Source organism: Chryseobacterium sp. MIQD13 (assembly GCF_050496705.1).
Classification (GTDB): Bacteria; Bacteroidota; Bacteroidia; order Flavobacteriales; family Weeksellaceae; genus Chryseobacterium.
In genome coordinates, this window is record NZ_JBNWAF010000001.1 from 435080 (window position 1) to 449889 (window position 14810).

The following is a 14810-nucleotide window of genomic DNA, read 5'->3' on the forward strand; positions in this document are numbered from 1 at the left end:
TTTTTTATTTCTGTTCTATGAATACAGGTTATTTTCTATATCGAAACTGCAAAAAACCTGAAAGAAATTGAGTAATTAAAAAGATAAAAGAAATACATCAATTACTACATAAGGTTTAATCTAAAAATGGAAAGATCCCGGTACAGTACCGGGATCCTTCATTTAGTAACATATTCTTTAATTTTGCCTAGACTTTCGTTCAGTCTAAAAATTTGAAGACTTTTTTATGGATACTGATCAAAATTCCAATATTATAGTGGTTTGCTCAGGACATTCAGCTTATCTCCTGGACCTGCTCCCCATGTAATTTTGTAATTATCACCAGTATCATCAGAAGCAATTCCCGCCCCTCTTAGAACAACAGTATAGGTTCCTGCCGGAAGTACAGCTTCACAGCTTGGACTTAGTTTTAGATAGCCGGTAATAGACCCGGATGCTCTATTAGCATATAAAGAACCATCGTTTACATATGTTGTATTAAGAGGGAGTCCACTGGATGCAGGAGCAGCTGTAAAAATAATAATGGCAACTATAGATCTTGTTTTACCATCTGTAATTGGATTATTTGTTGTGGTTTGCAAGACTGCAGTCAGCATAGATGAAATAAACACCTGTGATCTCTGCTGAAGAGTAAAAGTAACACTCGATAAATCTCCTGTTGATTGGTAAGTTGCGTTCCCAGTAATAGTCTGAACAGTAGAGGTTGTAATACCATCTCCTCCAGGTGCTGTGTAATTACCGAAAGTCTCTATACCTTTTTTAACGGAAGTATCCCCGTTGTTATTAACATATAATGCATTGGTAGTATCCGCCCCACTAAAAACAGTGGGATTATTAGCCATGTTCAGTCCGTCTATCCTGATCGTTGGAGTTATTAACCGTAATCCGGTTGTTCCTATAGTAGCAAGAACACTAGACGATCCTCCAATATGAAGCTTTTGCTGAGGATTGCTAGTACTAATTCCTACATTTTGTAACTGTGCATATATGGATGAACTTGTAATTAATAAGATACCAGCGGACAATATTTTAATGTATATTTTCATAAGTTGAGAATTATTGAATTATAATTATTGTATAGGATATGCAACAATATTCACAGTATCACTCCCGGCACCATAAATAATCCTTGCCAGAGGTTGTGTTGACTCAGTACTGAGGTAAAGATTAATGTCTATAGTATAATTCCCTTCAGGTAAAAATAAGGTATCTTCAGAATTTGCATACAATATACCGGTTCCCCCTGCATTATTCACTGCATTATTATAAGCATGTACTGATTCTCCAAACCAGGCATTTACAGCCGTAGAAACTCCTGAAGGAGCAGCAGAAAACCTGAATCTTGTTCCCCAAATCCTGTTGGACCCGTCTATCAGCACTCCTCCATCCGAAGCTCTTCTAAACTGAAAGCTGGTCACAGCCCCGAATTTTACAATGCTTGGTGACGATAATACGAAACTAAAAGATCTCATCACTGCATTGGTCGTCGTTGTTGTGGATGTTTGGTTTAATATAGTGGACCCAATATAGTCCGTCTCTGCATTTGCTGCATTTATAGGATCTATCATCACTATCGGGATAATCTGAGCATGAGATAATACAAGATCTCCTTTATCAGTTACAGATACGGGTCTCAGTTTAGCCGTAATGGATTGATTGGTATTATTCAGTCCATCAATTCGAACCGTTGGGGTTACTAAGTTCACATTAGTATCCAAAACAGGAGTAGAAGATACTGTTCCGGTGACATGAAGTGCTTTTTGAGGGACTGCCGTCCCGATACCGATCTGTGCTTTTACCAGATTATTTAAATTGACTATTATTATTAAAAGACAAATAACTTTTTTCGTGTTTCTCATATCTATTGGTTCTTTTAATTAATAACTTATTGGAGTAACACTTACAGACAAAGTTTGTCCCGCCTGATTTACATCGTTTACGGCAAAGCTCATATTGGCATCTTGAGAAAATCCATATAATGACAAAGTATAATTTCCTGCCGGAAGAGAAAGGTCTTTACGTGGGTTCAGATAAAATTCCCCATCCAATTGATTTATTCCAGAATTTGTACTATGTGAAATTATATGTTGCCCAAATGCAGTATTAAGAGTTACACCAGCCGGAGCCAATGTAAATTTGTAATAGACTCCAAAAAGCCTCGCCATACCATCACGTAATAAAGCTGTACCAATAATACTACTGGTAACTCCCATTCCGACTCTTGACTCTACATGAACAATAGACGGATAATCTAGCGTAAAAGATACACTGGTTACCAAACGTTCGGTCCCTCCGGGTACCGAAGTAGTTGGTAGTGGTGCAACTCGGTAGAACCTATTCGTCTTATTGTTATCTAAAATGACAAGATCTCCATTGGGAGTAGAATATACTCTTTTTATTGATGTAGTGCTTTCATGAGCTGAATTATTGGTACTATTCAGTCCATCTACTCTTAAAACGGGCTGATTAATACCTGTTCCCGATCCTGAAACTTGCAATGTTTGTTGTGGTCCTGAAGTATTAATACCTACCTGTCCAAATATTCCCAAATAAAAGAGTATAAAGGGACATATAAAAAAACTGTTTTTTCTCATAATGTTTAATTACATTTTTAATCTAATTTAGTTTTCATAATAGGTTATAAATTATGATTTGGCGGTCTAAAAAATATTGCTGGAAAAGCTTAATAAAAGGTTTTATTCATCATTTTTTATTTAATTAATCATTTGTAACCGAATTTCAGATTCAGATCTCTTTAATTTTTACATAGCAAAAATACGAAAAACGTTTTAAATAAAGGCAATTTAACAAATTATCATCAACAAAAATAAATTTAAATTATTATTTTAATATAAATAAGCTTTCTAATTAATATTTTAACAAATCAAAAAAAATTATTTTTTTATCTAAAAAATCCACTTTAAATACTTTTTTTCGTCTCTTTATTCTTTCTTAACTAATCCATCTGTTATTTATTTTAAAAACCAGTGGAAAGTTCTTTTTTAAAATTATATCAAAAATCGAATATTATTTACTGGTAAAAGATATTGATCTACATATCTCGTCAGAATAATAAAAAATAACCGTCTCCCTTTATCAATAAGGCGGTTTTATTTTATTGTTTTTGCAATGACTATAACTATAAATTGACTTATTTTTAGCCATCTACTATTTATAATCATTAAAAATAAATTGCATTTATACATGGTAATTATACAATAAAAACAAGAAAATCTATAAAATAAACAACAAAACAATCGTATAATTTACTTTTACTAAATTTTCAAAATAAAATTTTATGAAAAAAACAATTATTTACTCAATTATTGTTGTGCTTTCATTAACCAAAATTAATGCACAACGCAAAATGGACGAACGAATGAAACCGAGCCAGGAAGAACTACAGAAATTTCTTTCTAATATTCCGCAGGGTGAAGAAAAAGATTTTGGCTTTACTGATCGTAAACAATTCAAAAAAGCGAGCCTTGGAAGTCCAATTCTTATGCAGACCTTTAATGAAAAAGGAGAAATCATTACAGAAAACGGGTATCGGATACCCATAATTGTAAATACTGAAAAAGTACTGTTCTTAACAGCAAGGCTTACAGATGGAAATCTGGAAATAGTAGATATGGGAGGCAGCGTACTTGCCCATGAAATTGGAAAGTATGAATCTTCAGGGATTAAAGTATACAGTATCATGAGACTTTATAACGCCAATATAGATTTTGTACAAATAAATGATACTGAAAATGAAAAAGAAGCAAAATATTATCCGCTTTCTTCAGCCACACAAAGGCTTACAGATAATAAATCTTCTAAACAGTATTATTCTGCTGATGACCTGAGAAATATTTATAAAAACACACCAAAAAACAATAACTAGTCATGAAATTCATAAAATATTTATTCCTAATAGGATTTTTTGCTATAGGTAAAGCACAAGTTTTAAGTGTTCCCCAAATAATTCAGGAACAGGACCAATGGTGCTGGGCTGCTTCTTCTAAAACCATTTTAGATTATTATGGGTTTCCAAAACTGCAATGCGAAATTGCCGAATATACAAGAACAACAGCTACGTTTCATAATTTTGGAAGTACAAAATGCTGTGTAAGCACTACTGCAGGCTGTAATTACTGGAATTACCTATCCGGCTATTCAGGAAGCATACAAAACATTCTTTCCAATTTCGGAAGTATTACCACTTCTTCTTCCAATTCGTCCCTTACCCTTTCCCAGATCAACACGGAAATAGCCAATAAAAGGCCGTTTGTTATAAGATGGGGCTGGGCAACAGGCGGAGGCCATTTTGTTGTAGGACATGGCGTAAGCGGTAATAATGTTTATTATATGAATCCATGGTTTGGTGAAGGCAAGCATATCTCTACATATAGCTGGGTAGTTGCAGATGGCAACCACACCTGGACACATTCCTTAAGAATGACAAAAAACCCTAACAGAACAACCTTTAAACAAAGCCAGCCAGAAAATAATGCAGATATCATTACTTCTTCCGCAGAGATATCCCCTAACCCTGCAAAAGATTTTATCAATATAAAATCAGATGCTGAAATAAGCTCTTATACTTTTATTTCATTAAATGGTAATACACCTATAAAAGATCAGAAATTTGAAAAAGATAAAAATATTGATGTAAGTTTTCTGCAAAGCGGAATATACATCGTCAATCTAAAAATGGCTGATGGAAATATTATAACTACTAAATTCATAAAAGAATAAAAGGGATTATTCCGAAACCTATCAAAAAGAGGCTACTTTTCAGTAGCCTCTTTTGTATTAATTTTTTTTAAAATTCATCGGTCATAACCATTAATAAGTCAGAGTAATTCCGGCTCCCCAACCCATTTCATTATCATAATTACCGGAAACAGATACCCATTTCTGTAAAATGTATCTCAGTCCGGTTGAAAATTCACCATCAGAATTCAGACTGAAATTTCCTCTTATCCTTCTGGAAATCGGAATATCTTCTCTGCTTAGCTCCAACAGGACTTTTCCGTTCTGATCCACACTTGCATCTGCCGTGATCAGCATCGGTAAAAGATATTGTACTCCAACCATGAAGGCATATTTATCTTTTGAGGCTTTCTGCTGGCCAAACCATGTTTTTTTGCCCTGAAATTTCATTCCCATATCTTCTGCCATCTGTCTTTCCATGATTTCATGATTTTTCTGGATTCTGAAACCAGCGTACGGAAGTGCCCACTGGAATTTACCAAGAAATCTTCCAACCTTCATGCTTCCTTCAAAATGATCAAAATCCCAGTTAGAATGAAATTCGTTCAGATTAGCCCATCTTGGTCCGAACATCGTCATGGTTTCTGCATGAATCTTATTGCTTGCAACATCCAGCATCGCCATGGAGCTGATCATTTTATTGTCTTTCAGAAAATTCTTCCAGGCCAGTTTTCTGTCCGGTAACTGTGGATTTGGTTTTGAATTTTCATAGCTGAATATTCTTCCCATCCCTGCCATCATATGGTATAAAATGTGGCAGTGGAAAAACCAATCACCGTCCTGATTGGCTGCAAATTCAATCGTATTGGTTTCCATCGGCATAATATCTACAACATTTTTCAGCGGAGAATACTCTCCTTTTGAATTGATCAGCCTGAAATCATGGCCGTGCAGGTGCATCGGGTGGCGCATCATGGAATTATTATACATGGTAATTCTCAGGATTTCACCTTTTTTAACGAGAATCTTATCTGTTTCGGTTACTGTTTTATTATCCAGTGTCCACAAATATTGGTTCATATTTCCTTCCAGGGTAAACTTCAATTCTTTTACATTTTCACCGGGAAGAATTGTCTTTTCAGGAGATTTTAACAGGTTGTATGACAGTCTTTTGATCGATTTTTCTTCCTTCATATCCATTCCGGAGTGCTGAGAATGGTCTTCCTTCTTCTCTTTGTCATCTTCTTTTGTTTTGATCCCCATCATTTCGTTCATATGTTTCGCTGTCATTTTTCTCTGACTTTCAGGAAGTTCGGGATACATTACTTCATTCATATCCATCATCTGGTTTCCCATTGTCATATTCATCGGTTTCATATTCCCGCTCATTTCCATCATGCCATTCATCATTTTCATTCCTTCAAAAAGCATTAGTCTTGGCAGATTGGGCGCTTCCACTTTTTCACCTGAACCCAGCCATAATGAAGCATAACCTACCCTGTCTTCCGATGTGGAGCGGAATTCAAAACTTTTATTTTCAGGAATGGTTACTTCAATGTCATAAGTTTCGGAAACACCTATGATAAGACGGTCTACTTCTACCGGAACCACATCATTTCCGTCATTTCCCACTACTTTTATTTTTCCGCCACCGTAATTCAGCCAGAAATAAGTGGATGATCCGCCATTGGCAACCCTCAGTCTTACTTTATCACCTGCTTTCAGGTTAGAATAATCAGAACTTGGAAGTCCGTTGATCAGGAATTTATCGTAATAAACATCGCTTACATCCATAGCTTCCATCCTTTTCCATTCATTTAAAGCTTTTGTACCAAAATTTCCGGATTTAATGGCTTCCCAGTAACTTTGTACTGCATTTTTCTTAATCGCATACCAGTCTGTATTGGCCATATGAAGCCTTCTTGCAATCTGCATGGGATCTTCATCACTCCAATCTCCTAATAATACAGGTATTTCAGCATTATAAGATGGTTTAGGCTCTCCTTCCCTTTTGTTGAAAACCAGGATTCCGTTCATCCCGATCTGCTCCTGTAAAGCTTCATGAGAATGATACCAGTAGGTCCCGTTTTGAGATACCCTGAATTTATATATATGTGTCTCTCCCGGAGTTACAGGCTTTGTTGTAAGATAAGGAACACCATCATGCTCATTGGGAAGGATCACACCATGCCAGTGAAGCCCTGTATTTTCCTTTAGCATATTATGAAGATGAATCTCAGCTGTATCTCCTTCCGTAAAATACAGGGTCGGAGCCTGCAGTTTTCCATTGATAGCAATCGCTCTACGGTTTTTCCCTGTAAAACTGACGATCGTATCTTTTACATACAGATCATACCGCACAGTTTTACCACCAAAAGCCACTTTCCCGTTTTCAGAATTTTTTTTGAATACAGATTCATCTTTTTTTGGCTCTTCTACAGCCATATGCTGATGATCTTCCTTTTCTACAAGCTCCATTCCGCATTTCGGGCATTTCCCCGGTTTATCTGAAGTAACTTCCGGATGCATGGGGCAAGTGTAAATAGATTGAGCTTGATGATCAGATTTTGTTTCAGTTTTGGTTTTTCTAACCTCTGTAACTTTTGGTTTTGGATTAACTTTAGCCTTAACCTCTGGTTTAGTTTTTATTTTATTTATTTTAGGCTTAATTTCTGTTGCTTTCTGTACTGTTTTGGATACAGGCTGCGTTTGTAGCTGTGCAATAACTTTTGGTTTTACCACAACAGTTTTCTTTACCAGCGTCATTTTGCATTTCGGGCAGTCTCCGGGTTTTGAAGATACCACCTCCGGGTGCATTGGACAGGTATAATACGTTTTTGCAGTTTGCGCAAAAGTAAAAACAGAAAACAAAAGCACCAGAAATATGATTATTTTTTTCATAATATTCCGAACTTTTAAAGTATACAGCTTAAAGTAAAGTTACAATTTAAGCTATGCAACTCATTGTTTTAAAATTAAATACTGTATTTATTTTATTTCCGACTTTACACTTCCGCAAGAAAGCATAGATTTTCCGTAGTAAGGATTCATGATTTGTTTTTCGTCACTTAACCAGCTCGAATCAGCCATTGGGCAATATTGTACGTAAACCGGTTTTTCTGAAAGTTTAAACTCTTTCGTCAAACTGATCATGTTCTCTGAAAGATTAGAAAAGGTTTCTCTTTGAGTATCAATATTTCGGGCATCAGAGATAACTGTGGCATCTTTTCTTAAAATATTAAGATTACCTTCTGAAACCAACTTATAATCAACAGTTGAGGCTGTTTTGATAAATTCCGCAGCAGCTTTTGAAGTTCTATCTGCATCATCGGAAGCTAAAGCCGACTTAATTGCAATATAGTTCTGATACAATTTTGAAACCTGGGCATCTTTTTTAGACTGTGCAGAAAGTGAAACGATTGAGAATAGAGATAGTGCTGCTGTAATGATATACTTTTTCATTGTTTTAAATTTTAGAATTAATTTTTAATAAAGAATAATTGAAACGCATAATACGTTGAACCGTGTTGTCCAGGAAAGCATGCTCATCTGATACACACCAGACAACAGACGGATCTTAAATTCTAAAATTACAATGATTGATATAGATAGGAACCGGACTGTATTCAGGCGGTCCATTGATTCTTATCTGTGTAAATTTTGAAGCCGAAAAAGACTTGTCGATAAAGAAAAACTGATGTTGCGTAAACGCCGGTACAATCTGACTCGAAAAATCAATTTTAAGTAAATCTGATTTCTGGGAATCATCTACTTTTACGACCTTAATTTCAGTTTTGCAGCATCCTTTTTTTTCTTTGACACCACATTTAGCGCAGATATCTGTAGTTTTCTGGCTTACCGAAACAAATTCCTCCATACAGAAATGTACACTGAAAGCTGCTCCGGAAGAAAATCCAAAGTAGAAAACAGAAAATAATATGGCAAGAATCTTTTTCATTAGTAAGACAAAGGTATAAATATCCATCAAACCAGTGTTATAAAATTCTGTATACTTGTTATAGAATTCTGCAAAATAAAAGCTTCTGAACTACTCAGAAGCTTTTTATTTTTTACTCTCGCTGATTTTGCAGACTGAGCTGTTTTTTATTTTGATAAGTTTTTATCTAATTTCTAAAATCTAGTTTCTAATTTCTTTTTTACAGTTTGAATTCAAGTTTTACATTGAAGAAACGTCCTGTAAGACGCACCGGAACCGGATACATCACACTTGAATTATAATCCGTGATCCACTGGTTGGCAACTGTATTATTAATGTTAAATGCATTGAAAACCTGAACTCCTAAAGTTAATTCTTCAAAATTACCCCAGAAGCCGTAACGTTTTTTCTTGTCTTTGGAATCAATAAACACTTTTGAAAGTCCTAAATCCACTCTTTTATAAGCAGGTAATGTTCTCTGGTACTGATAAGGGTCTGTGAACACAGGTGCCCCGTTCGGAAGTCCCATTGCATATACCAAGGTAAGGTTTACACGCATTGACGGGAATTTAGGCATATAATCCTGATAGAACATAGCAAATCTGAATCTCTGATCCGTAGGTCTCGGAATATTTCCTCTTCCGTCAATATTTTCATAAACTCTGGCATAGCTTGCTGATAACCAGGAATCTACTCCCGGAACAAACTCCCCGAATAATCTGGTATCAATTCCATATGCATATCCTGAAGCATTATTCTGACCTGAATAACGGATTCTTACATTATCCATATAATAAGGAATCAGATCATCCATTTTCTTGTAATAGGCTTCTGTAGTCAGCTTAAATGGTCTGTCGTACATATAGAATTCATAGTCGTGACCAAGGATCAGCTGCATGGAGCGCTGGGATTTTATGTTGGAATTAAAGTTTCCGTCCAGATCTTTAATTTCTTTATAGAAAGGCGCCTGATAATAGATTCCTCCTGAAAGTTTGAAGAGCATGTCTGAATCCCAGTCAGGTTTTATAGCAAACTGGAATCTCGGTGAAAAGATAGTTTCTTTGTTGAAGCTCCAGTTTGAAACTCTGGCTCCTGCATTAACGAAGACTTTGCTGGCTCCCCAATAAAACTTCTGGGAATACTGTGCATAAGCAGAAAGTCTTGAAGGTTCTATTTTATTTTTTCCTGCGATCTGGTAAAACAATTCAAGATCTCCTGATTCACCGGTTCTCGGATCATCAATAGGACGTGGAATACTGTATCCGGAAGAATCTACCAACTTCCATTCGTTGGTATTATCATTCAGGTTTTCTTTTTCGTATTTAACTCCTACTTCAATATCTGTATTGATATTCGGAGAGAATTTTGCTCTGAATTGTGTTCCGTAAGTTCTTACAAACAAATCATTTCTGGCATGTTCTATCTGGCCTCCACCATCAAAAGAAGGGACTGGATCTCCCGTTACAGGATCAAAAGTCTGGATCTCATAGCTTGAAGCGATAGAATAATATTCTTTTTCCCTGTTCTGATAGGCAAAACTGTCCAATGTAAACTTCCATTGGTCTGAAGGTTTATAATTCAGAGAGAAAGTTCCCATCATGTTTTTGTACATATCCTGCTCCTTTCCTCCATAGCCAATATTTACGGTAATCGGCTGCTGAAGACTTCCGAAAGTAACGCTTTTGGCTTTTGGAACCATTTCATAATCGTTCTTGGAATAATATCCGATAAACGACATGGAAAATTTATCACTGAGATGATAATTAATATAAGACTGGAAATCCCAGTATGTAGGATTAAAATCTGTATCCTCATTCAGCGTGTTCAGAACAAGATTCGTATTTCTGTATCTTCCTGAAAATAAAGCTGTCAGTTTCTTATTTTTTGAAGCCAAACCAGCTGTAAGCCGACCTCCTATTAAACTGGCTTCCCCTGAAAGTTCAAATTTTTCAGGCTCACGGTAGTAAATATTCAGAGCAGAGGACATCTTATCTCCATATTTCGGCTCGAATCCTCCGGCAGAGAAGTTTACAGTAGAAACCATATCAGGGTTAATGATACTCATTCCCTCCTGCTGAGAATTTCTGATCAGGAAAGGTCTGTATATCTCAATATCATTGATGTAGATAAGGTTTTCATCATAGTTTCCGCCACGTACCATATATTGTGAAGACAGCTCGGTATTGGAGTTTACGGAAGGAAGCGTTTTAAGAAGACCTTCAATTCCTCCTCCAATGGAAGCAACTCCTTTGGCATCTTTTGCTGAAATCTTGACATTGGTAATGTCGTTCGTTTTCCCAACTACTTTTTTCTGGAAAACAACTTCCTCAATATCGGTTACTTTATCGGCTGTATCTCTTTTCCTATTTTGGGAGAAAATAAGCATAGGAACCATAAGGCTCAGCGGTAAAACTAGTTTTTTCAAAAGAAATGCTTTAAAATTTCAAACGTGAATATATAAATTTTATTTTAACTTATTTAAACTTTATTTAACATTTCAAATATGAAAAGTTAAAATCATCCAAATATGGTATTTTTAAAAGTTTTTCTTTTCAATATAACATCTGGAAATCAATTTTCTAAAATTTAAATAAGCCTTAAAGAATTATAAAATTGCTTCTCTAACTCTTGTTAATTTTTGCAATAAATCTTCTAATAAATCTAATCTTAGCATATTGGCCCCGTCTGATAAAGCGGTTTCCGGTGTAGGATGGGTTTCAATGAAAATACCGTCTGCTCCTACCGCAATTCCTGCTTTGGCTATTGTTTCGATAAGGTCTGGTCTTCCGCCAGTAACTCCTGAACTCTGGTTAGGCTGCTGTAATGAATGGGTAACATCCAGAATAACAGGTGCGTACTCTCTCATCGTAGGAATACCTCTGTAATCTACCACAAGATCCGTATACCCAAAAGAATTTCCTCTTTCAATAATTGCAACTTTCTGGTTATTGGAATCTGTAATTTTCTGAACGGCAAATTTCATAGATTCAGGAGAAAGAAACTGTCCTTTTTTAAGGGTTACACATTTTCCTGTTTCTGCTGCCGCTACCAAAAGATCAGTCTGGCGTACTAAAAATGCAGGAATCTGAAGTACATCTACATATTGTGCAGCCAATGCAGCATGTTCATTTTCATGAATGTCTGTTGTTGTAGGAATATTAAAAGTCTCTCCTACTTTTTTAAGGATTTCCAGAGACTTTTCTTCACCGATGGTTGTAAAAGAATCTACGCGGCTTCTGTTTGCCTTTTTAAAACTTCCTTTGAAAATATAGGGAATATTGTATTTATCTGTCAGACTGATTACTTTTTCAGCTATTCTTAATGCCATATCTTCCCCTTCGATGATGCATGGACCTGCGATAAGGAAAAAGTTTTTTGAATCTTTGTGATGGATATTATCTAAATACTGAATCATTTTTTATTTGAATTTAAAAGTTCAGTAAAAATACTTATAAAGTTTCAGAATCGGAAATTAATTTCCATCAGGATTCATATAGTTTATGACAGATGTATGCTAAATAAATGATGGCGATAAGTGCCAGAATATATTTGAATTTATATAACTTTATCCTATGAAGTCAAAAGAAACATTATCTGAATTTTATGCTTTACATGGACAGGAATATGCCAAGACGGGACAATTTAATGTATACCGTAGAGAGGATTTTGCATGCAGCCAGCAGCTGCAACCTGTTTACCGCCGGGATTTTTATAAGATATCTATGATTTCAGAGGGAACGGGAATTGTGAATTATGCCGATAAATCTATAAAAATAGACAGACCTGCCGTCACTTTCCTGAATCCTTTAATTCCTTATTCCTGGGAGCCTACGTCAGTAAATCAGTCAGGGTATTTTTGTTTGTTTACGGAAGAATTTGTAAGCCAAACGCTTAAAAATGAAAGTCTTTCACAATCGGTTTTATTCAAAGCCGGAGGAGATCATATATTTTTTCCTGATGATGAAAGTCTTGCTCTTCTCAAAACGGTGTATGAAAATATGATGCATGAAATTCAGTCGGATTATCTTCATAAATATGACCTTATAAGAAGTTATGTACAGATTATCATGCATGAAGCAATGAAAATGCAGCCTTCTGCCTCTTTTTACCGGCATACAAACGCTTCTGAGCGGATCAGTACCTTATTTTTAGATCTGCTGGACAGACAGTTTTTCATTGATTCTCCGGAGCAAATCATAACTTTAAAAAATGCCAATGAATTTGCTGAACAGCTTAATGTACATACCAATCATTTAAACAGGGCTTTAAAAGAAACTACAGGAAAAACAACGACTACATTAATCAGCGACCGTATGATTAAAGAAGCAAAATCACTATTACAGTTCAGTAACTGGAATATCAATGAAATTGCATACTGTCTCGGCTTTGAGCACTCTTCAAACTTTAATGTTTTCTTTAAAAAGCAGACGGGAGACTCTCCCAATCAGTTCAGGAAGAGAATTGTTTCAATTTCATAATTTTCTGTTTGTTCTAAACAGTTTATTTTCTCCCCTTACTTCTACCTTCGTCTTATTAAAATCATAAGACAATGACAGACAAAATTTTAAATGGAAAAACAGCCCTTATTACAGGTGGTACAACAGGAATCGGTTTAGCAGCAGCAAAATTATTTCTGAAAAACGGTGCTAAAGTAGTTATTGCAGGCCGTAGACAGGAAGAGGGAAATAAAGCACTGGAAATATTAAAACAGATAAGCCCTGATATTCAATTCATACAGACCGATGTTTCTAAAAATAATGAAGTACAGCATCTTATCAATGAGACTTTAAAGTATTTCGGAACGCTGGATATTGCTTTTAACAATGCCGGAATTGAAGGTCAGTTTTCATCTATTGATGAAACTACGGAAGAAGAATTTGATAAGGTATTAAATATCAACACGAAAGGCGTTTGGCTTGCTTGTAAGTATGAAATTGAGCAGTTTAAAAAACAGAGAACAGGCGGAACTATCGTTAACACATCTTCATGGCTGGCAAGAGGCGCCAGTTCAGGATCAGCTGTATATTCTGCAAGTAAAGCTGCATTAGATGGGTTAACAAGAGCACTTGCCGTAGAAACAGCTGCAGAAGGTATCCGTGTCAATGCTATTCAGCCGGGTTATATCCGCACTCCGATGTTTGACCGTTTTTTTCCGGGCGAAAATGCCGAAGAAGCAATAGAACCATTTAAAAAACATGCACCGATAGGACGTTTTGCTGCTCCCGAAGAAGTGGCAGAGCTGGTAGTATGGCTAAGCAGTCCTGCAGCATCTTTCATTACCGGAGAAAGCATTCTGGTAGACGGAGGTCTTGCAATTGGCGGGCAAAGATAAATTTAAACCTATGAATAAGCTGTGTTTTTTATTTTTCTATATACCATTGATTCAATGTAATGGACAACAGGTTATTAATACTAATTCTACACCTCAATATATCATGTCAGATAACAAAAAGGAATCCGTAACCAACAGACTTTATCAATATGGAATTGCTGATGCATTCGTAGGCGGAATTTATAAAGGAACTCTTCCTTTAAAGGATTTAAAACGGAAAGGTGATTTTGGTTTGGGAGCTCCCGACATGCTGGATGGTGAATTGACAATACTGGACGGAAAAGTTTACCAGACTAAAGCGACAGGACAGACTATAGAGCCCGGAAGTGAATTTAAGACCTCATTATCTTTTGTGACTTTCTTCAAACCGGATACCAGCTTTACTATTGAAAAGAAGGCGGATGACAAACTGTTGTTAGGTCAGATCAGTAAAGCTTTTTCCAATAAAAATGGAATGTATGCCATCAAAATATCCGGGAAATTCAGTCATATAAAAACGAGGGCGTTTCCTCCTGTGAAAGAAGAGCCGTTTCCTGCTTTAACTTCTATATTTGATGCTCAAAAAACATTTGATATTTCAGAAAAGGAAGGAGTGCTGATTGGTTATCATCTTCCGGAATATTTAAACGGAATAAATATCAAAGGTTTTCATTTTCATTTTCTTTCTACAGATAAAAAGTATGGCGGACATGTCCTGGACTTTACCGGAGAGCATCTGAAAATTGAAATTGCAGAACTGAAAGGCTTTGAACTGGAAACATCAGAACATAAAGATTTTCAGAACTTCAGATTCAATACGAAAGGCAATGAAGATTTAAAACGTGTGGAAAAAGGAGAATAGAT

General features: G+C 35.9%; 13 protein-coding genes. 5 read left to right on the forward strand and 8 right to left on the reverse strand.

Going from position 1 to position 14810, the window contains the following annotated elements; translation table 11 throughout:
* Positions 1 to 251 precede the first annotated feature (251 nt).
* Genes ACQWU4_RS02105 through ACQWU4_RS02115 form a run of 3 tightly spaced genes read right to left on the reverse strand, consistent with a single transcriptional unit; the run spans position 252 to position 2594 of the window.
* Complete coding sequence (locus tag ACQWU4_RS02105; RefSeq protein ID WP_429934112.1) at positions 252 to 1046, reverse strand: hypothetical protein; 795 nt, start codon at positions 1044 to 1046, stop codon at positions 252 to 254.
* Positions 1047 to 1070: 24 nt separating this feature from the next.
* Positions 1071 to 1859, reverse strand: coding sequence for a hypothetical protein (locus ACQWU4_RS02110; RefSeq protein ID WP_429934113.1), 789 nt, complete (start codon positions 1857 to 1859; stop codon positions 1071 to 1073).
* 18 nt (positions 1860 to 1877) lie between these two features.
* Complete coding sequence (locus tag ACQWU4_RS02115) at positions 1878 to 2594, reverse strand: hypothetical protein (protein ID WP_429934114.1); 717 nt, start codon at positions 2592 to 2594, stop codon at positions 1878 to 1880.
* A 704-nt stretch (positions 2595 to 3298) separates the two neighbouring features.
* Here ACQWU4_RS02115 and ACQWU4_RS02120 point away from each other — a divergent pair.
* Together ACQWU4_RS02120 and ACQWU4_RS02125 are read left to right on the forward strand one after the other, a co-directional pair.
* Positions 3299 to 3886 (forward strand): hypothetical protein, encoded by a 588-nt coding sequence (locus ACQWU4_RS02120; RefSeq protein WP_429934115.1) that lies wholly within the window; start codon positions 3299 to 3301, stop codon positions 3884 to 3886.
* A gap of 2 nt (positions 3887 to 3888) precedes the next feature.
* Complete coding sequence (locus ACQWU4_RS02125) at positions 3889 to 4740, forward strand: T9SS type A sorting domain-containing protein (RefSeq protein ID WP_429934116.1); 852 nt, start codon at positions 3889 to 3891, stop codon at positions 4738 to 4740.
* 90 nt (positions 4741 to 4830) lie between these two features.
* Here ACQWU4_RS02125 and ACQWU4_RS02130 read toward each other — a convergent pair whose 3' ends face one another.
* The 5 genes from ACQWU4_RS02130 to kdsA all read right to left on the reverse strand — a co-directional run bounded on the left by ACQWU4_RS02130 (position 4831) and on the right by kdsA (position 12050).
* Positions 4831 to 7599: a multicopper oxidase domain-containing protein gene (locus tag ACQWU4_RS02130; RefSeq protein WP_429934117.1), complete on the reverse strand. Its 2769-nt coding sequence runs from the start codon at positions 7597 to 7599 to the stop codon at positions 4831 to 4833.
* An 87-nt stretch (positions 7600 to 7686) separates the two neighbouring features.
* The gene (locus ACQWU4_RS02135) at positions 7687 to 8160 is read right to left on the reverse strand and encodes a DUF3347 domain-containing protein (RefSeq protein WP_429934118.1); all 474 of its coding nucleotides are present in this window, start codon (positions 8158 to 8160) and stop codon (positions 7687 to 7689) included.
* A 115-nt stretch (positions 8161 to 8275) separates the two neighbouring features.
* A complete protein-coding gene (locus tag ACQWU4_RS02140) occupies positions 8276 to 8656 on the reverse strand; it encodes an HYC_CC_PP family protein (protein ID WP_429934119.1) in 381 nt (126 codons plus the stop codon).
* Between the two features lie 199 nt (positions 8657 to 8855).
* On the reverse strand, positions 8856 to 11060 hold the full coding sequence (locus ACQWU4_RS02145; protein ID WP_429934120.1) for a TonB-dependent receptor plug domain-containing protein: 2205 nt from the start codon (positions 11058 to 11060) through the stop codon (positions 8856 to 8858).
* 180 nt (positions 11061 to 11240) lie between these two features.
* On the reverse strand, positions 11241 to 12050 hold the full coding sequence (gene kdsA, locus ACQWU4_RS02150) for a 3-deoxy-8-phosphooctulonate synthase (RefSeq protein WP_429934121.1): 810 nt from the start codon (positions 12048 to 12050) through the stop codon (positions 11241 to 11243).
* 157 nt (positions 12051 to 12207) lie between these two features.
* On the opposite strand from kdsA, the gene ACQWU4_RS02155 reads away from it, so the two are divergent.
* The 3 genes from ACQWU4_RS02155 to budA all read left to right on the forward strand — a co-directional run bounded on the left by ACQWU4_RS02155 (position 12208) and on the right by budA (position 14808).
* On the forward strand, positions 12208 to 13113 hold the full coding sequence (locus ACQWU4_RS02155; protein ID WP_429934122.1) for a helix-turn-helix domain-containing protein: 906 nt from the start codon (positions 12208 to 12210) through the stop codon (positions 13111 to 13113).
* Positions 13114 to 13184: 71 nt separating this feature from the next.
* The gene (locus ACQWU4_RS02160; RefSeq protein ID WP_429934123.1) at positions 13185 to 13967 is read left to right on the forward strand and encodes an SDR family NAD(P)-dependent oxidoreductase; all 783 of its coding nucleotides are present in this window, start codon (positions 13185 to 13187) and stop codon (positions 13965 to 13967) included.
* Between the two features lie 103 nt (positions 13968 to 14070).
* Positions 14071 to 14808 (forward strand): acetolactate decarboxylase, encoded by a 738-nt coding sequence (gene budA / locus ACQWU4_RS02165; RefSeq protein ID WP_429934124.1) that lies wholly within the window; start codon positions 14071 to 14073, stop codon positions 14806 to 14808.
* Positions 14809 to 14810 lie beyond the last annotated feature (2 nt).

Excerpts from the sequence above, each read along its gene's own strand:
- ACQWU4_RS02130 (WP_429934117.1), bottom strand. The coding sequence starts at position 7,599 with ATGAAAAAAATAATCATATTTCTGGTGCTTTTGTTTTCTGTTTTTACT.
- ACQWU4_RS02110 (WP_429934113.1), bottom strand. The coding sequence starts at position 1,859 with ATGAGAAACACGAAAAAAGTTATTTGTCTTTTAATAATAATAGTCAAT.
- ACQWU4_RS02125 (WP_429934116.1), top strand. The coding sequence starts at position 3,889 with ATGAAATTCATAAAATATTTATTCCTAATAGGATTTTTTGCTATAGGT.
- ACQWU4_RS02105 (WP_429934112.1), bottom strand. The coding sequence starts at position 1,046 with ATGAAAATATACATTAAAATATTGTCCGCTGGTATCTTATTAATTACA.
- budA (WP_429934124.1), top strand. The coding sequence starts at position 14,071 with ATGTCAGATAACAAAAAGGAATCCGTAACCAACAGACTTTATCAATAT.
- kdsA (WP_429934121.1), bottom strand. The coding sequence starts at position 12,050 with ATGATTCAGTATTTAGATAATATCCATCACAAAGATTCAAAAAACTTT.
- ACQWU4_RS02115 (WP_429934114.1), bottom strand. The coding sequence starts at position 2,594 with ATGAGAAAAAACAGTTTTTTTATATGTCCCTTTATACTCTTTTATTTG.
- ACQWU4_RS02160 (WP_429934123.1), top strand. The coding sequence starts at position 13,185 with ATGACAGACAAAATTTTAAATGGAAAAACAGCCCTTATTACAGGTGGT.
- ACQWU4_RS02140 (WP_429934119.1), bottom strand. The coding sequence starts at position 8,656 with ATGAAAAAGATTCTTGCCATATTATTTTCTGTTTTCTACTTTGGATTT.
- ACQWU4_RS02120 (WP_429934115.1), top strand. The coding sequence starts at position 3,299 with ATGAAAAAAACAATTATTTACTCAATTATTGTTGTGCTTTCATTAACC.
- ACQWU4_RS02155 (WP_429934122.1), top strand. The coding sequence starts at position 12,208 with ATGAAGTCAAAAGAAACATTATCTGAATTTTATGCTTTACATGGACAG.
- ACQWU4_RS02135 (WP_429934118.1), bottom strand. The coding sequence starts at position 8,160 with ATGAAAAAGTATATCATTACAGCAGCACTATCTCTATTCTCAATCGTT.